Annotated in this window: 18 protein-coding genes; 10 read left to right on the forward strand and 8 right to left on the reverse strand. The window is 46.3% G+C overall.

Translation table 11 applies throughout. The annotated features are described in order from the left end of the window. Positions 1 to 4: 4 nt before the first annotated feature. Positions 5 to 1,150, reverse strand: a complete 1,146-nt coding sequence (gene proB, locus AS030_RS15790) for a glutamate 5-kinase (protein ID WP_082635851.1) — start codon at positions 1,148 to 1,150, stop codon at positions 5 to 7. A gap of 189 nt (positions 1,151 to 1,339) precedes the next feature. Here proB and AS030_RS24605 point away from each other — a divergent pair, with 189 nt between their 5' ends. Further along, positions 1,340 to 1,471, forward strand: a complete 132-nt coding sequence (locus AS030_RS24605) for a hypothetical protein (protein ID WP_276203865.1) — start codon at positions 1,340 to 1,342, stop codon at positions 1,469 to 1,471. 41 nt (positions 1,472 to 1,512) lie between these two features. Here AS030_RS24605 and AS030_RS15795 read toward each other — a convergent pair whose 3' ends face one another. Genes AS030_RS15795 through AS030_RS15805 form a run of 3 tightly spaced genes read right to left on the reverse strand, consistent with a single transcriptional unit; the run spans position 1,513 to position 4,423 of the window. Then, complete coding sequence (locus AS030_RS15795) at positions 1,513 to 3,306, reverse strand: DHA2 family efflux MFS transporter permease subunit (RefSeq protein ID WP_061973266.1); 1,794 nt, start codon at positions 3,304 to 3,306, stop codon at positions 1,513 to 1,515. An 11-nt stretch (positions 3,307 to 3,317) separates the two neighbouring features. Continuing rightward, complete coding sequence (locus tag AS030_RS15800) at positions 3,318 to 3,977, reverse strand: HlyD family secretion protein (protein ID WP_061973269.1); 660 nt, start codon at positions 3,975 to 3,977, stop codon at positions 3,318 to 3,320. Next, positions 3,974 to 4,423, reverse strand: coding sequence for a MarR family winged helix-turn-helix transcriptional regulator (locus AS030_RS15805; protein ID WP_061973271.1), 450 nt, complete (start codon positions 4,421 to 4,423; stop codon positions 3,974 to 3,976). The genes AS030_RS15800 and AS030_RS15805 overlap by 4 nt, the downstream gene beginning before the upstream one ends. A 268-nt stretch (positions 4,424 to 4,691) precedes the next feature. Here AS030_RS15805 and AS030_RS15810 point away from each other — a divergent pair, with 268 nt between their 5' ends. Continuing rightward, positions 4,692 to 6,248 (forward strand): phosphodiester glycosidase family protein, encoded by a 1,557-nt coding sequence (locus AS030_RS15810; RefSeq protein WP_061973274.1) that lies wholly within the window; start codon positions 4,692 to 4,694, stop codon positions 6,246 to 6,248. Between the two features lie 55 nt (positions 6,249 to 6,303). Here the strand turns inward: AS030_RS15810 and AS030_RS15815 are convergent, their stop codons facing one another. Next, a complete protein-coding gene (locus tag AS030_RS15815; RefSeq protein WP_061973277.1) occupies positions 6,304 to 6,582 on the reverse strand; it encodes an alpha/beta-type small acid-soluble spore protein in 279 nt (92 codons plus the stop codon). 656 nt (positions 6,583 to 7,238) lie between these two features. On the opposite strand from AS030_RS15815, the gene msrB reads away from it, so the two are divergent. Then, positions 7,239 to 8,213, forward strand: coding sequence for a peptide-methionine (R)-S-oxide reductase MsrB (gene msrB / locus AS030_RS15820; RefSeq protein WP_061973279.1), 975 nt, complete (start codon positions 7,239 to 7,241; stop codon positions 8,211 to 8,213). A 95-nt stretch (positions 8,214 to 8,308) separates the two neighbouring features. Next, on the forward strand, positions 8,309 to 9,355 hold the full coding sequence (gene fni, locus AS030_RS15825) for a type 2 isopentenyl-diphosphate Delta-isomerase (RefSeq protein WP_061973282.1): 1,047 nt from the start codon (positions 8,309 to 8,311) through the stop codon (positions 9,353 to 9,355). On the opposite strand, the gene AS030_RS15830 is transcribed toward fni, so the two are convergent. From AS030_RS15830 to AS030_RS15840, 3 genes are all read right to left on the reverse strand, one after another. After that, entirely contained in the window at positions 9,339 to 9,953 is a 615-nt protein-coding gene (locus tag AS030_RS15830) for a DUF3298 and DUF4163 domain-containing protein (RefSeq protein WP_061973284.1), read from the reverse strand. The genes fni and AS030_RS15830 overlap by 17 nt on opposite strands. 17 nt (positions 9,954 to 9,970) lie before the next feature. After that, positions 9,971 to 10,420, reverse strand: coding sequence for a staygreen family protein (locus AS030_RS15835; RefSeq protein ID WP_061973286.1), 450 nt, complete (start codon positions 10,418 to 10,420; stop codon positions 9,971 to 9,973). 122 nt (positions 10,421 to 10,542) lie between these two features. Next, positions 10,543 to 11,568, reverse strand: a complete 1,026-nt coding sequence (locus AS030_RS15840; protein WP_061973288.1) for an NADP-dependent oxidoreductase — start codon at positions 11,566 to 11,568, stop codon at positions 10,543 to 10,545. Between the two features lie 176 nt (positions 11,569 to 11,744). Between AS030_RS15840 and AS030_RS15845 the strand changes: the two genes are divergently transcribed. The 6 genes from AS030_RS15845 to AS030_RS15870 all read left to right on the forward strand — a co-directional run bounded on the left by AS030_RS15845 (position 11,745) and on the right by AS030_RS15870 (position 16,282). Continuing rightward, positions 11,745 to 12,590 carry a GNAT family N-acetyltransferase gene (locus AS030_RS15845; RefSeq protein ID WP_061973290.1) on the forward strand — a complete coding sequence of 282 codons (846 nt, stop codon included), beginning with the start codon at positions 11,745 to 11,747 and terminating at the stop codon, positions 12,588 to 12,590. Positions 12,591 to 12,608: 18 nt separating this feature from the next. Beyond that, a complete protein-coding gene (locus tag AS030_RS15850; RefSeq protein ID WP_061973292.1) occupies positions 12,609 to 13,052 on the forward strand; it encodes a GNAT family N-acetyltransferase in 444 nt (147 codons plus the stop codon). Positions 13,053 to 13,105: 53 nt separating this feature from the next. Continuing rightward, on the forward strand, positions 13,106 to 14,074 hold the full coding sequence (locus AS030_RS15855; RefSeq protein ID WP_061973294.1) for a YbgA family protein: 969 nt from the start codon (positions 13,106 to 13,108) through the stop codon (positions 14,072 to 14,074). A gap of 63 nt (positions 14,075 to 14,137) precedes the next feature. Beyond that, a complete protein-coding gene (locus tag AS030_RS15860) occupies positions 14,138 to 14,632 on the forward strand; it encodes a Crp/Fnr family transcriptional regulator (RefSeq protein ID WP_061973296.1) in 495 nt (164 codons plus the stop codon). Between the two features lie 96 nt (positions 14,633 to 14,728). Next, positions 14,729 to 15,238: a hypothetical protein gene (locus AS030_RS15865; RefSeq protein WP_061973298.1), complete on the forward strand. Its 510-nt coding sequence runs from the start codon at positions 14,729 to 14,731 to the stop codon at positions 15,236 to 15,238. Positions 15,239 to 15,304: 66 nt separating this feature from the next. Further along, positions 15,305 to 16,282, forward strand: coding sequence for an HD domain-containing protein (locus AS030_RS15870; protein WP_061973301.1), 978 nt, complete (start codon positions 15,305 to 15,307; stop codon positions 16,280 to 16,282). Positions 16,283 to 16,328: the final 46 nt, after the last annotated feature.

Below are 16,328 nucleotides of genomic sequence, written 5' to 3' on the forward strand. Positions count from 1 at the left end.
CTCCTTATGATAGTAGCGGTACAGCTAAACTGGTGTGGCATACAAGATCAGCATTGTTAATAGCTTCCTGAGGACCCACATCAATGATATCTGCAATTTCTTCCTTCGTATGTCCTTTAATCTTGATTAAGTCCTTCGAAGAGTAATTGCTCACGCCAAGTCCAATCTGAATGCCGTCCATATCTTTGATGCGCACCACTGCACCTTTTTTAAAATAACCTTCCACATATTCAATTCCTGTAGGGTACAAACTTTTATGCTCTGTAATCTCAGCTTTTGCTTCATCTGACACCACGATTTCACCTTCTGGACCTGAATGAAACGCGATCCATTGTCTTCTGACATCAAGATTTTCACTGTCCTCCTGCGGTGTGAAATACGTTCCTCTTGCTGTTTCCTGAACCGCATTATAAATAATGTTGGGTTTTGCAGCATCTCCGAGGAACGATGGAATACCGGAAGCCATCGCAATTTTTACAGCGTCAATTTTTGAACGCATGCCGCCTGTTCCTACTTCACTTGCGGAATCGCCGGCAGAGGCCTCAATTTCCGGTGTAATCTCATATACCTCTTCCAATAATCGGGCATCCGGGTTATTTCTTGGATCTTCCGTATACAGACCATCAATATCTGATAAGATCAGAAGCTGGTCGGCATTGACCAGGCCTGATACTTTGGCGGAAAGGGTGTCATTATCTCCGAACTTCAGGCGTTCCACCGTAATCGTGTCATTTTCATTAATGATCGGCACGATGCCGCGGTCCAATAAAACATTTATGGTGTTCCTTGCGTTCGTGTATCGTTTTTTATCAGAAAAATCACTTCGCGTAATCAGGATTTGAGAAGCGGTATATCCGTGAGAAATAAATCTTTCCGAATAGGCTTCCATTAAAAGTCCCTGTCCGATTGAAGCAGCAGCTTGCTTTTCCGGAAGAGATGTCGGTCTTGAAAGACAACCGAGCTTTCGGTATCCGGCAGCCACAGCACCTGAAGAAACGAGCACTACCTCATGTCCGTCATCCTTAAGCATGACAATTTCGTCCACCAGGCGCTCCAGTTTTCTCCGGCTGATTTCACCATGACGGCTTGTTAAGGAACTGGATCCAATTTTTACGACAATGCGTTTATTTTTAATAGTAGATAGACTCAAAAACTTTCACTCCTCATGTGTTCTTTATCCGGTTCAATAAGCAACGGTTACGAGTATAACGAAGCATGAAAATCGATACAACCAATCCCCACGAGAAAGTGTGGATGATCACCATAAAGGGAGGAATATGGAGGATACAGGATTTATTTTCATCATGGGGTGTGAGAGCACGTGAAGGAGGAGGAGGGGATGGATTATGTAAGGATAGAAATCGCGCAAAATGAAAAAATGTGGGTATTTTCGGAAATTTCAAGCAAGCGAAACCGTTGCCGTGAAAGGGTTTTCACTGGTTTTCAAAAATTGAAGCTTTATGAAGGATAAAAAAAGAAACTGCCCCGAAAGACAGCTTCTTTTCATTGAATTTATTTTCCTGACGGTATAACCCGCTTGATGAAAAAGGAGAGAACCAGGGCCACAAAGGCGATTCCTGTTGCGACGATAAAGGCATCGTTAATTCCATCGATCGCTGCCTGCTTTGCGGCTGTGCCGTAGATCACCTGAATCCCCAATGAACTTCCTGCGCTTGAAGGCAGTCCGGCCATCTGGGCAAGTCCCTGGCCCAAAGCACCGATTTTCTCTGAAACGATCGGATTGGAGGTGGTTACGACATTGGCGTAATCAGCGGTATGGAATTCCTGACGGTTGGAAAAGATCGTCACCAGGAAGGCCGTACCGAGTGAACCTGCAACCTGTCTCATCGTGTTGGACGTTGCTGTACCATGGCTGTTTAAGTGCCGCGGCAGCTGGTTCATCCCTGCGGTCATTACGGTCATCATCAAAAACGACATACCAAACATTCGGGACACATACATGAACAAAATATGTCCATAGGTGGTGTCGGTCGAAAGATGGCTGAATTCCCATGTGGTGATTACCGTGATGGTCAACCCGATGATGGCCAGCGGGCGCGCACCGATCCGGTCAAACAACGCTCCGGATATCGGAGACATAATCCCCATAATAATGGCTCCCGGCAATAATAGCAATCCGGACTCCAGTGGGGTAAATCCACGGATGTTCTGCAGATAAATCGGCAGCAGGATCATGGCTGCAAACATTGCCATATTGATGATCATGCTGATGACGGTTGTCAGTGCAAACACATCATATTTAAAGACACGCAAATTCAACATTGGTTTATCGGTGGTAAGCTCCCTCCATGTAAAAGCAGCAAGGGAAATTAACCCGATCATAATGGTAGATAATACGATGGTACTGGTCCAGCCTTCGCTTCCGGCTTCACTAAAGCCGTATAAGAGGGAACCAAAACCAATGGTAGAAAAGAGAAATCCTGCAAAATCGAACTTTGGATTCGATTTTTGAATAACGTCTTTCATCCATGCAAAAGCGATAATCAGGTCAACGACACCAAACGGAATGATGATGTCAAAGAGCAGTCTCCAGGAGTAATGCCCCACAATGTATCCTGAAAGCGTCGGGCCGACAGCGGGTGCAAAAAGCATCGCAATTCCCATGGTCCCCATCGCCTGGCCGCGCTTTTCAATAGGAAACACAGTAAGAAAAACGGTCATCATAAGAGGCATGATAATACCTGCTCCAGCAGCCTGAACCACACGCCCCACCATTAACAAGCCAAACGACGTGGAAATGGAACAAATGACGGCTCCTGCTGTAAACAGAAACATAGCGGCGATGAACAGGGTTCTTGTTCCAAACCTTTCGATCAAATAGGCTGTAATCGGAATACATACCCCGTTCACCAGCATATACCCGGTGGAAACCCATTGAACCGTTGTAGCAGAAACATTCAGGTCATTCATGATGTGGGGAATCGCTACATTGAGCAAGGTTTGGTTCAAAATAGCGATAAAAGCCCCGAGCATCAGTACAGTCAGTATTCGCCCCACTGGAATGGGTTCATCCTGCTTTACTTTTTTAATGGTCTGAAGTGAACTTTCTTCCTGCCGCTTTTCGGCAGCGGACGTCACATATTCGAGAGCAGGTTCAGAGATCGCTGTATCTTCCAGAGTCGCATCAATCAGTTCGTTGGATTCATACGGATGGCCCGAAGCCCGCTCCGAAATATGGTCCTGCTCTTCCCATTGTTTTCTCCGGTTTGCACGGACTGCAATAAAGTTCACTGTCAGCAAAAGAACAATGGATATAAGGACATAGCCTATGATATAAATTGACATCGTCTCACCACCTACTTGTGGATCCGTACGGTTACATTCATTCCAGGAACAATATCAAGGCCAGAATAACTGTCTAACGAAATTTTAACAGGAATAACCTGGGTGACTTTTGTGTAGTTTCCAGTGTTATTTGAGCTTGGCAGCATGGAAAACGTGTTGGCAGTTGCAAGGCCAATCTCTTCCACTTTTCCTGAGAGTGTGTTGTTAGGGAACGAATCGACATACACATCAACGTCTTGGTTTTTTTTCACATCGTCAATATCTGTTTCCTGCACGTTGGCTGTTACCCATAGGTTACCCATGTCATAAGCGTGAGCAAGCGGTGTTCCAGCAGCCACAAAAGAATCCTCCACAGCGGATTGCTGTACGATCGTTCCATGCTTTGGTGCATCAATTTTTACTTTGGACATTCCAGTTGATCCTTGGGAAGGAGCAGCAGTAATGGTTCCAATTTCAGAGCCTTTATTGAACTCTTTGCCCACTTCACCCTTCCAGTCTGTCAGCTTTCCGTTGGCAGGAGCTGCAATGGTTACCTGTTGGCCCGCTATTTGGGCATTATCTGTTTTGATGTAGTTTGCAGATTGGTTGTAATAGTAGTATGCTGCAATGCCACCACCGATTAAAATGATTAAAATAATTACGTTTAAGACCGCTAGACGGCGCATGTTCATGAATGGTTTTCCTCCTTGGTTGTTAAAATCGTCATGATTTGCTGATGAATTCTCAGCAGGTGGTCTTTATCTTCAGGGTCCATTTTTGTGATCTCCATAATCCTCTTTGTGAAAGAAGAATCATCTCCAGTAGCTTCCTGAAGCTTTTGTTCGCCATCCTCCGTTAGTTTCAGGGTAATGGCTCTTCTGTCAGCGGTTGATACTTCCCGTTCCAGCAAACCGTTGGATACCAGCCGGTCAACCACACCGCTCATCGTGCTGTTTGTTAATTTTAAACTGGCTGCAAGCTCCCTCAGGCCAGTGTTTGGTGAACGGTGGATTTTGTACAGCGCTTTTAACTGCACCACCGTCAATCCTGCCCTGTCAGCGTCTTCCTTCATCAGTGAGTATAAGGCTTTTTGTATTCGTATAAAGGAATCCAGCAGCTCATTGTTGAGCAGATTCATTAAACTATCATCCCCACTTTCTCATTTTGTGAACAGTTTGTTTTATTAATAGTTCGCATACCAACTATTTATGAACAAAATATATAATAAATGCTTGCCGATTGAATTGTCAATAAAAAACATTGCATACAAATTTTATTTTGCGCGATTTTTTTCAGGTTAATCTTTTTTTCACTTTTTACAAAGTTTTAACAGCCTGTAACGCTCTCTCCACAACCATCCGTTACACTTAACGTGAATTGACTAAAAAAGGAAAAGGGGGATAACTGTGAAAAGATTTGCGAAGAATCGAATGGGCCGTGTTGCTATGTTTATAAGCGTAATGGGAATCCTGCTTCCAGCTCCGCTTGCCAACGCTCAAGAAGAACCATTTACCACACCAAAAACCAAAGAGGTACAAAAACTGGAGAAGGGTCTTACATATACCAAGTCTGTATATGGGAAGGTGAGCGGCCCCTCTGGCTATATGATCGATGCTGCGTTTACAGAGGACCAGTCTGAAGCCGGACAGCTTTCAAAGGAACTGACGGAAAAAGGCTATAAGGCGACGGTCAAAACGCTGGCGGACCGGGCACAGGATGACCCTGAACACGGAAAACCTCTGGGCTATCTCGTACGAACGGGCCCTTTCCAAAAGGAATCGGCTGCAAAAAGCGAACAAAAGAAATTGGTCTCTGAAGGATACAGCAAATCGAAAGTAGTCTATATCCCTGAAGATGGGGAAGAATCCACAGGCCCATGGGCTGTACGCATTCTGGAGATAAACACCCGCCAATGGAATGGAAGTCTTAAGCCAGTACTGGCTCAAGGTGTCGTTCCCGGCAAGGAAAAGCTAAGTGATATGGCGAAAACCACACATGCTGTGGCGGGAGTCAACGGCGGTTATTTTGTCATGGGACCGCAGGATGGAACAGAAGGGGACTTGGCGGGGGTTTCTGTTATTAATGGAGACCTTATCAGTGAAGCGGTTAAAGGAAGAACCAGCCTGGTACTGAACCGGCAAAAACAAGCCAGCATCGCCTCTGTCAAGACGAAACTGACGATCAAAGGGAACCATGCTACCAGGGCAACGCTCGATGGATTGAACCGGGTTCCGGGGCTTATCCGAGGCTGTGGCGGAATTGGTGACACAGAAACCGTTCTTCCCCGGCATGACTTTACATGTACGGATCCGGATGAATTGATTCAATATACCTCTGCGTTCGGAAACAGGACACCGGAAGGACCAGGAACGGATGTCGTGCTAGATCGCAATGGAAGGGTGCTCGATGTCCGATTTTCACGCGGTACCAGCATACCGTTTGGCGGTTCAGTCATTGCCGGAACTGGAGATTCTGCTGATTGGCTAAAAGAGCATGCGGTAGCTGGAAAGAAGCTTTCAGTAAAAAAGACTGTTACGGCTGATAACAAAACTCTCCCATCGTCCGCGAAATATGGAGTGGTTAACGGCGGTCCAAGGCTGTTAAAGCATGGAAAAGTCTATATTAACGCCACAAAGGAAGGGTTTCATCAGCCCGTTGATCCTGAATTTTACTATCGTTTTGGCGAGCGGAGGAATCCACGAACCATCGCCGGCATCAAACCGAACGGAACTTTGCTTCTGGTGACGGTGGATGGCAAGAATCCCGGATATAGCATCGGGATGACGTTTGAAGAAGAAGCTCGATTAATGAAAGCACTGGGGGCAATGGAAGCAGTGAACCTGGATGGCGGGGGATCCACCACCATGAATGTGAACGGTGAGCTGGTGAATGATCCATCCGACGCAGCGGGTGAACGGCCAATCGGTGATGGCTTACTTTTACTGCCTTCAACCAACCAGTAACATGCAAAAAGGCTGAGCGCCTGGTCTTCGAATGGGGCCATGCGTCAGCCTTTATTTAATGTTGCTTGTTCAGATGCTGTTTCGCCTGTCGGATGAGTTCACTCACCATCCGGCCGCCGATCTGGCCGCCAACCGTTCCGGCCTGCTTGGCCGTCAGCTGTCCGTTGTAATCCTTTTGCATCGGCACATTCATGCCTTTTGCTACTTCATATTTAACCGCGTCGGGCTGGGACGGATCTACAGCATAACCAACTTCTTTCATTACCTTTGCCTTCAGCTGGTCCAGTGCGGGCCTTGATTCAGGTACTAAGGGCGTGCGGCTTCTTCTTGCCATGCATTTTATCCTCCTTACTTGCCGTTCTTGCCTCTAGTTTGCCCGTTTACGGGAAGTTCAACCGGGGTGGATTGGCTGCATATTAGTTGACGCTAGAGACTCGATCGTTTCACTCTCTCACTACAACACAAAGAGCATGTTGTTGTTCAAGAGTTCCAACGACTTCGCTTTTAAACGGTCGCTTCAGCTTTTCTAGCTATGATCCAGCTTCAGCGACCAAAAGCTCGATCGTTTCACTCTCTTACAAAAATACAAAAAGCGTATTTGTGTTCAAGAGTTCCAACGACTTCGCTTTTAAACGGTCGCTTCAGCTTTTCCAACTATGATCCAGCTTCAGCCGCTAGAGACTCGATCGTTTCACTCTCTCACTACAACACAAAGAGCGTGTTGTTGTTCAAGAGTTCCAACGCTTGTCGTCTCTAAACAGCGGCTTCAGCTTTTCTAGCTATGATCCAGCTTCAGCGACCAAAAGCTCGATCGTTTCACTCTCTCACAAAAATACAAAAAGCGTATTTGTGTTCAAGAGTTCCAACGACTTCGCTTTTAAACGGTCGCTTCAGCTTTTCTATTTAAGCATTATTTTTTTAAAATGTGTGATACTTGTTTTATGATAGGGATAATGGATTTAAGATTTCCAAAGAAATGGAGTGAGGTTTTTGGGTACTCAAGAGAATCAGCAGCTTGCTACGTTTGCGGGAGGTTGCTTTTGGTGCATGGTTTCGCCGTTTGAGGAACAGCCGGGCATCATTTCAGTGGTTTCAGGATATACGGGCGGCCACACCGAGAATCCGACGTACGAGGAAGTCTGCTCCGATACGACCGGACATTACGAGGCCGTGCAGATCACTTATGATCCGGATGTTTTTCCATACGAAAAACTGCTGACTCTTTTTTGGCAGCAGATTGATCCGACAGATCCCGGCGGCCAGTTTTATGACCGCGGCGATTCTTACCGCACCGCCATTTTTTATCATACAGAACAGCAGAAGGAACTGGCGGAAGCGTCCAAACAGGAGCTTGCCGAAAGGGGCCGTTTCCAGAAACCGATTGTGACGCCGATTCTTCCGGCATCCACGTTTTACCCAGCAGAGACGTACCATCAGGATTACCATAAAAAGAACCCTGCGCATTACCAACGGTACCGCAAAGGTTCAGGGAGGGAAGATTTTATCAAACAGAATTGGAGCAACAAACCAGACAAAAATGAACTGAAGAAAAAGTTAACACCGATTCAATATGAGGTGACCCAGAACGATGCGACGGAACCTCCGTTTCAGAACCCGTACTGGGATCATAAAGAAGACGGTATTTATGTAGATATTGTCTCAGGAAAACCGCTGTTCACCTCTCTTGACAAGTTTGATTCCAATTGTGGCTGGCCGAGCTTTACGAAGCCTATCCAGCAGTCGGAAGTTGAAGAGAAAAAGGACTTCAGCCATTTTATGGTCCGTACTGAAGTCAGAAGCAAATCGGCCGATTCCCATCTCGGACATGTGTTCAATGACGGACCGCAGGATAAAGGCGGCTTGCGGTATTGCATCAATTCTGCCGCATTGAGGTTCGTCCCGAAAAGCGACCTCGAAAAAGAAGGATATGGAGAGTACCTTTCCTTATTTGAAAAAAGTGAATGACGGGGAGAAACAGGCAGGTGAAAAACTGCCTGTTTTTCTTATGTTAAACCAGGGAAGTCTAGGAAGGCACAGCGGTCCTGAACGGGGGAATGACGATGGATGAAAAACAAAATCTTACTGAAAAAAGGAAAACCGAGCACATTGATATCGCGCTGAACAAAGAGGTGCAAAGCCGAAACGTAACGACCGGATTTGAGAGGTATTCGTTTAAGCATAATGCGCTTCCTGAAATCAATTTCCGTGATATCGATCTTTCCACTGCCTTTATGAAAAAGGGCCGGCGTACCCCGTTCTTAATCAGCTCAATGACAGGGGGCACAGAACGGGCCTACCAGATCAACAGGAGGCTTGCCATGGCTGCCGAGAAAATGGGCTGGGCAATGGGTCTCGGTTCGATGAGAGCAGCGGTGGAGAATGAGGGTGTAGCTTATACATTTAACATACGAAAATATGCACCGACTGTACCGATTATCGCCAATTTGGGGGCCGTCCAGTTCAATTATGGCTACGGCACCAAGGAGTGCCTCCGGGCGGTGGAGATTGCCGAAGCAGATGCACTCGTCCTGCATCTCAACAGTATGCAGGAGGCCTTTCAGCCGGAAGGGGATACCAACTTTTCAGAGTTGCTCCCCAAGATTGAAGAGGTGGCCGCAAGCCTCCCCGTTCCAGTGGGGGTTAAAGAAGTGGGAATGGGCATTGATGGCGAGACCGCCAAAAAATTAAGAGAGGCAGGCATTCAGTTTCTTGATGTGGCGGGAGCAGGGGGAACGTCCTGGATTCAAGTGGAAAAGTACCGTTCAAAGAACAAAATGAGAGAGCAGGCAGCAGAAGCGTTTCAACAATGGGGACTGTCTACCGCCGATGCCTTGATTGAGGTACGAAAAGAAACCGCATTCGAAAATATCATTGCAAGTGGTGGTATGAAAAATGGAGTGGATGCTGCAAAAGCTTTGGTTCTAGGGGCTGATGTGGTTGGATTTGGCCGGTCCTTGCTGCCAGCAGCCGCTGATCAGGACGAGGTCGCTATCATTTCCAAGCTGGAACAGATTGAATTTGAGCTGAGGGCGGCGATGTTCGGAATCGGTGCTGGGACCATTTCTGATCTTAAAGCGACGAACCGGCTTCTTAAGATTGAAAATTAGTTTTTAGCTCCGGAATAAGAATGGAAGAAAGGCTTGTCAAAGGGATTGGGAACTCGGGAAGACCGATATAATACGGGGTGTACTCATAGCTCTGATAATAAATCACAAGATTTTTGGAGGTTAAAAAAAAGCGGTCGTCCTCTTTGACGCTTTCATATGGCTGAATGAGAGGAAACTGGTATTCCTTAAATTTTTTCTTGATGATGGAGGTCAGTCTTGTTTTGTAAAAGCTGTTCGATTTAAATAAATCGCTCAGCTTTTCGATTTTGCCCATATTAACATCCATGGTGATTGAATCCTGGAGGGTTAGGCCGTGTGCGGCTTCTTTCCAGTATGCGTAATTGGTAAAAACGATACTGAGCCACTTTCCCTGATTAAGCTTCACTTCAAAACTCCCTGTCATCTCCTCCAAATTTTTACCCTTGATCCCGTTCTCGGCCATCAGCCCAAAGACCTTATTCTTTATCGTGTTGTTCAGCTTGTTCTGTGTCTCCAAATTGGCAAGATCAATAATCTGAGGGTACTGAACATTTACATTATCGGTGTGGTGCTGTTGAATGAGCAGGTTGGTATAGGGATGGCGTTTTGGTTTTTGCACAGTCATCACCTCAAGCTTTATACATATTTTGAAATGGGGCCATAAGGTTTGAGCTGGCGGAATTCGGGATAGACCGATTCAAATTGAATATAGACAGGAGCTTCCTTGTATTCAGGGTGGGCGTCGAAAAAATAGCGGTCGCCGTATCGGAAAGCTTCAAGAACACGTGGCAACTCCCGCAAAAAGATCTCATTTCGTTGTCTGGCCACTGATTCGGTTGTATTCTCATCTGCAACCAGCACATAACCGTACAGCACTTTTTCGCGATTAAATGTTTTCCATTCGGCATATACTTCATCCCGCATCGGATTTGCGGTATCGTGGGCAAATTCAGGGCCAACCACTAAAAAAAGCTGGGCGGTCGTGTCGGAATGGGTCAGCGTGTAGCGGCGTGGGGATTTGGGGTCTGTCGGTGCGGCGTTTGGGCGGTATTGAACAAAAAGCTTTTTAGGATCAAGCATCTTCATCAATGTTCCTCAATTCCGTTTTTGTTCCAATGTATACAGAGGGAAGCCAAACGGTGAACTATTTCCCTAAAAAAACTTGCTCCAAATAAAAACGCCCCGGAAATGAACCGGAGCGTTACTAATTATGACTGGCTGGGTTCAGCCACTTTCACGAGCTGTTTTCCGAGGTTTTCTCCCTTGAACAAGCCCAGGAATGCATCGATGGTGTTCTCGAAGCCTTCAACGACGTTTTCTTCGTATTTCAACTTTCCTTCTTGCAGCCATTGTCCCAGCTGCTTTGCGCCTTCCCCAAATTGGGAGGCATAGTTGCTGACAATGAATCCCTTGATCAGTGCGCTGTTGATCAGCAGCTGCCCTTGAATGCGTGGACCCACGTCCTGTTTTTCAAGATTATAAAGGGAAATCTGCCCGCACAGCGGAATTCTCGCATATTTGTTCAGCAGGCTGATGACGGCATCCGAGATTTCTCCGCCAACATTGTCAAAATAAACATCTACGCCATCCGGGCATGCTTCTTTCAGTGCCTGGCGGATGTTGCCGGCCTCGCGGTAGTTGACCACGGCGTCAAAGCCCAGTTCATTTTTCAGGTAATTCACTTTTTCTTCTGATCCGGCAATGCCGACGACCCGGGCGCCTTTAATTTTGGCGATTTGGCCGACGGTGCTGCCCACTGCCCCGGCTGCCCCGGATACTACCACGGTTTCCCCTTCCTGCGGGTTACCGATATCAAGCAATCCGAAGTAGGCGGTAAGGCCAGGCATGCCAAGGATGCCAAGATTGGTCGTAATCGGAGCGAGCTCAGGATCAAGCTTGCGTACTTCCTGTTCTCCTGCAGTGGTGTAAAGAGCCCATGGCAGATTGCCGATGACCAGGTCTCCCTCCTCAAATTCGCCTGAGCGGGACTGGACCACTTCGGCAACAATTCCCCCACTGACGGGCTGATTTAATTCAAACGGTGGTACATAGGATTTTGTGTCATTCATTCTTCCCCGCATATAAGGGTCTACAGATAGGTACAACGTTTTAAGCAGTACTTGACCGTTTTGCGGTTCTGGAATCTCGATGTCTTCAAATGTAAAGTTCTCCATGGAAGGCATACCTTTAGGACGGCTTGTTAATAAGATGTGCTGATTTTTTTGTTCTGTCATATCTTCTTCACCAAACCTTTCATCTATTATTATTGCAATGCCTCTTAGCCATCATAAAGGGAAATTTACAGGAAAGCCAATGAATTTGCTTTTTCAAGGGTAAAAGAAGGTTTGCTCCGTTCTGTCAAAGAACTAGTTAAGGATTGTGCAAAAATGAGTAAGAAGGTGGTGGGAAAATGAAGCTGGAATCTTACAGCAATGTAAACGAATTTTATAGAGCTGCAAAACAATTTTTGATGAAGCAGGAAGCAGCCAGCGGCAATATGCTATCCAGCTGCATGAAACAACTAGATAAGCAATCAACTATACATAATCCGCCTTTTCTGTGCTGTGTGAAGGAAGATAAGGATATTCGGCTTGCGGCGTATATGGCGCCCCCAGGTCCTCTGCAGCTATTTGGAGAGGAAGAAGGGGTAGAATCCGTCGTTCACAAGCTGATTGATGAGGACTGGGGCATTGTACGGCTTTCCGCTCCTGCTGCACTGGCCCATACGTTTGCAGAAGAGTGGATTCTTCAAACCGGTAATTCGTACCGCGTGATGTCGAGTATGAAGCTCTATGGAACAGCTAATATTTCATTTCCCTTAAGCTGCGGTGGGGAGCTCCGGAAAGCAACTCCGGAAGACAGGGAAATGACAGGAAGGTGGCTGTATGAGATGGGTATAGAAAACCGCTCATTGCTTACGAAGAATGAAGCATTGGAAAAGGCAAAAGAAATGATAGGGAAAGATAGCATCTATTTATGGGAAAATGAGAAGTCCGAACCTGTCAGTATGGCTGCACTAACCCGGCAGACTCCAAGCACGATGACGATTAATATGGTGTATACTCCGCAGGAACAAAGGAGAAAGGGCTATGCCAGAGCATGTGTAGCGAATCTCAGCAAACGGTTGCTTGAAACAGATATCACTTATTGCACCCTTTATGCCGATGGATCGAATGCCGCTGCGAACGAGTTATACAGCAGCATTGGCTACCAGGAGATTGAACAGTACACAGAGCTGAGTTTCAGCCAAAGATAATCAAAAGGAGAAATGAAGATGGAAGCGATCATTCGAATGAGTAAAAAGGCAGATGCCCCACAGTTAAAGGCGCTCATGCTTGAATATATTGTGGATTTCTACAAGAGCCCGAAGCCGGCTGATCAGAAGCTGGATGACTTGGTTGCTGTTCTATTGGAGAGAGAAAAAGGGCTTCAGTTTGTAGCCGAACAGGATGGAGTTCTTAAGGGATTTGCCACGCTTTATTTTACATACAGCACCACACGGGCAGATAAAATCACGGTTATGAATGACCTCTATGTGGCAGAGGACAGCCGGGGAACCAATGTGGCCACCGGTTTATTTCAAGCCTGCAAGAAGTATACCGGCGAAAACGGGTATGCGGCCATGCTTTGGGAGACCGCACAAGACAACCACAGGGCACAACGATTTTATGAAAAAATGGGCGGGCACAAAGGCGATTTTCTCACGTATTCCATTTAAATCCTTTATATTTGGGACACAATGCTCTTATGTTGATAAAAAGGAGTATTGCCATGGGAGCATATGCAAAGCCAAGGCTTGTGGTCAGCCGGTGTCTGGAGTTCGATAACTGCCGGTATAATGGGGATGTCATCCATCATCCGACCATCCGGAAGCTGATGAAATACGTAGATTTTTTAACGGTTTGCCCTGAAGTGGAAATCGGGCTGGGTACACCGAGAGAAACCATCCGCATCGTTCTGCAGGATGGGGAGCAGCGGTTGGTGCAGCCCAAAACGGAACGGGATGTAACAGCGGATATAGAGCGATTTTCGGATGCATACCTGCAGTCTCTGGAACACATCGATGGTTTTATTTTAAAAAGCCGTTCTCCTTCCTGCGGGCTTAAGGAGGTTAAGCTGTACACCTCAACTGAAAAAGGGCCCGCCGTCGGCTCGAGCAGCGGGCTTTTCGGGGGAAAAGTCCTTAAGAAGTTCGGCCACTTGGCGGTAGAGGATGAAGGCCGGCTGAATAACTTTTTGATCAGAGAACGGTTTTTCACAAAAATTTTTCTGCTTGCCGCCTACAGGGAATTGAAGAAAGAAGGTTCCTTGGAGCGGCTTCATGATTTTCATGAAAACAACAGATATCTGTTCCTGGCTTACAGCCGGCCGACACTGAAGCTGTTAACCCGCATCTTAAAAAACAAGGACCAGCATGCGCAGGATGAACTTTTTTCACTGTATGAAAAAGGGCTGCAGCGCCTATTTCTACGGACCGCACGATATGATTCAAGCTTGAATGCTGCAAGAGAAATGGTTAAAACCTTTGAAGTGCAATTGAATGAGAGGGAAAAATCACATTTCCTTGAAATGATGGAAAAGGTGGAAGAGAAAAAAGAGCCTTTTTCCAGTGTACTGGCCATGCTGAAATCTTGGGCGTACCGTTTTGAAAACGAAGAGCTGCTTCGTCAGAGCTGGTTTCAGCCATACCCTGAGGATCTGCTTGAAATCTCGGATTCCGGTAAAGGAAGAGATTATTAAAGGGCCAACCGCCTTTATTGACATGGTATAGTTGTAGAAGACTATACAAAGAGGTGGACGAGCATGTTTTTACATAAAGGAGAAGTGTTATTTCGGCAAGGGGAAAGTGGTCCGCTTTTTGAACTGAAAAGCGGGCTTCTTAAGGTGGTCCGTGTCCATGAGGATGGAACCGCATCTTTGCTTAATTTAATTCTGCCTGGAGAAGTGATTCCCCATCATTCTTTGATCAGCCAGAAGGATTATCATGGAACTGCCATTGCCCTGCTTCCGGCTGAAGTAGAAGTGATTCCGGAAAAGCAGTGGTACAGGGGGCTCTCGGAAAACCCTGAAAAGTACCGGGAAGTGGCGCTTCTGCTGCAAACCAGGCTTCGGATGATGCAGCAGCGCATCGATCAGCTGACGGCGGTTTCAACAAAGGATCGTGTCCTGCTGCTCGAAAGCTGGTTTCAGCAATACTTTCCTGATCTATCGGTGAAGGATGTACTGACGCAAGAGGAAATCGGGCAGTTTGTCGGCCTGCGCAGGGAAACGGTAAACCGGATACTCCGTCACCTTTAAGTCATTATGAAAAAAATCACATAATGTTTTTCCTATATTTTCTTATTTCCTGTCCACACTAATGATGTATCACCCAATAAAAGGAGGATGAACATCATGAAACGTGTGATAATGCTGGCTGCAGCTTTCTGTTTTGGTATCGGTATTTTTGCCGGAGCCCTGGCCGCACATGCTCAAGGTACAAACAGCGAACAGCCTCACCATATGCACAGAGATCATATGTGGAAGCAGCTTGCACCCTACAAGAACAAGCTGCATGAGAAAAACCAGTTGAAGGCGGAGTATTACGGGCTGAAAAAAGAAGCGTTGCTGAAAAAGGATACTCTTTTACAGCTTCATTCAGGAAATCAGCCGGGAAGCTGGCACAAAAATCCGAAAATGAAGCAATATCATCAAAGCATGAGAAAGCTTCATATGGAAATGAAATCGCTCAAGGATAAGGAAAAGGCAGAAAAGAAAAATCTGAAAGCTGCTCTTAAAGCGAAGGATAAAGCAAAAATCGGTTTTCATTTAGACCAGATGCTGCTCATCCAAAAACAAATCAATCATAAGCTGGCCGAGCGAAATAAGATGCTGGACACCATGATCAAAGAAATGAAAAAATAGTAAGAGACCAAAAGGCAGGGCAGCGTCCCTGTCTTTTGCATTGGCTGGAGCGGAGGGAGAAAAAAGATGAAGAATATCTATAGTGACGATTTATATGGGGAATTTGAATTGGAAGACGTATTGTGCCGGTTGATTGAATCGGCTCCCATTCAGCGACTGAAGGGGGTACTGCAGGGCGGAGCAAGCTATTTGGTCTGTCCGGAGTGGAATGTTACCCGGTATGAACATTCCCTTGGAGTCATGCTCCTGATCCGACGGCTCGGTGGAAGCCTTGAAGAACAAATTGCCGGCCTGCTTCATGATGTATCCCATACGGCCTTTTCACATGTGGTGGATACGGTACTGAAACGGTCGGAAGAGGATTATCACGAAGAAATCTTTCACACGGTCATTGAGGATTCAGAAATTCCATCCCTATTGCAAGACTATGGCTACAGTACTGATCTATTGAACGGCGATTTTTTTATTATGGAACAGAATCTTCCCGACCTCTGTGCCGACCGGATTGACTATACACTCAGAGATATGTACCAGCAAGGGAAAATTACGAAGGATGAGACCCTGGCGTTTCTTCGATCCTTGAGCGTTCATGAAGGAAAACTGTATGTACGGTCACTGGAGGATGCCCGCTGGTTTGTGGAAACCTACTATAAAGAAGTGATTGAGTACTTTCTTCATCCCCTGAACGTGTACAGCTATGAGGCTCTTTCCTCCATTTTGAAAAGAGCTCTTGAATGCAAGATCATTACCATGCCGGACTTTTTACTGGATGACGCTGGTTTGCTGCAAAAAGTACAGAAGCATGGGGATGAGGAGATTCAAAGAGCGGTAAATGAGCTGATGAACTTTTCAGGTGAACTGGAGGAAACGGAAGATGACTATGAGATCCACAGAATCAGCAAGCTCCGGTTGATTGATCCTCTTGTCATGCAGGATGGACGGTTGGGGCGGGCATCCGTTCTGTCGGAGGAAATCCGTTTGATGAATCAAGCAGCGCGCGAAAGGGCAACAAAAGGAGTTTATCTCAGAGTGAAGGTTATTTAGTGCAAGATTTGTTGTTTTGAGAGAGCTGGAAGAAGGAGCTGGGGTG

Source organism: Fictibacillus enclensis (genome assembly GCF_001457035.1).
In the GTDB taxonomy this organism is placed as follows: Bacteria; Bacillota; Bacilli; order Bacillales; family Fictibacillaceae; genus Fictibacillus_C; species Fictibacillus_C enclensis.

Coding starts and splice junctions, on each gene's coding strand:
- AS030_RS15795 (WP_061973266.1), bottom strand. CDS start 3,306: ATGTCAATTTATATCATAGGCTATGTCCTTATATCCATTGTTCTTTTG.
- AS030_RS24605 (WP_276203865.1), top strand. CDS start 1,340: ATGGATTATGTAAGGATAGAAATCGCGCAAAATGAAAAAATGTGGGTA.
- AS030_RS15840 (WP_061973288.1), bottom strand. CDS start 11,568: ATGACAGAACAAAAAAATCAGCACATCTTATTAACAAGCCGTCCTAAA.
- AS030_RS15850 (WP_061973292.1), top strand. CDS start 12,609: ATGGAAGCGATCATTCGAATGAGTAAAAAGGCAGATGCCCCACAGTTA.
- AS030_RS15835 (WP_061973286.1), bottom strand. CDS start 10,420: ATGAAGATGCTTGATCCTAAAAAGCTTTTTGTTCAATACCGCCCAAAC.
- AS030_RS15805 (WP_061973271.1), bottom strand. CDS start 4,423: ATGAATCTGCTCAACAATGAGCTGCTGGATTCCTTTATACGAATACAA.
- AS030_RS15860 (WP_061973296.1), top strand. CDS start 14,138: ATGTTTTTACATAAAGGAGAAGTGTTATTTCGGCAAGGGGAAAGTGGT.
- AS030_RS15865 (WP_061973298.1), top strand. CDS start 14,729: ATGAAACGTGTGATAATGCTGGCTGCAGCTTTCTGTTTTGGTATCGGT.
- AS030_RS15845 (WP_061973290.1), top strand. CDS start 11,745: ATGAAGCTGGAATCTTACAGCAATGTAAACGAATTTTATAGAGCTGCA.
- fni (WP_061973282.1), top strand. CDS start 8,309: ATGGATGAAAAACAAAATCTTACTGAAAAAAGGAAAACCGAGCACATT.
- AS030_RS15870 (WP_061973301.1), top strand. CDS start 15,305: ATGAAGAATATCTATAGTGACGATTTATATGGGGAATTTGAATTGGAA.
- AS030_RS15815 (WP_061973277.1), bottom strand. CDS start 6,582: ATGGCAAGAAGAAGCCGCACGCCCTTAGTACCTGAATCAAGGCCCGCA.
- AS030_RS15855 (WP_061973294.1), top strand. CDS start 13,106: ATGGGAGCATATGCAAAGCCAAGGCTTGTGGTCAGCCGGTGTCTGGAG.
- AS030_RS15800 (WP_061973269.1), bottom strand. CDS start 3,977: ATGAACATGCGCCGTCTAGCGGTCTTAAACGTAATTATTTTAATCATT.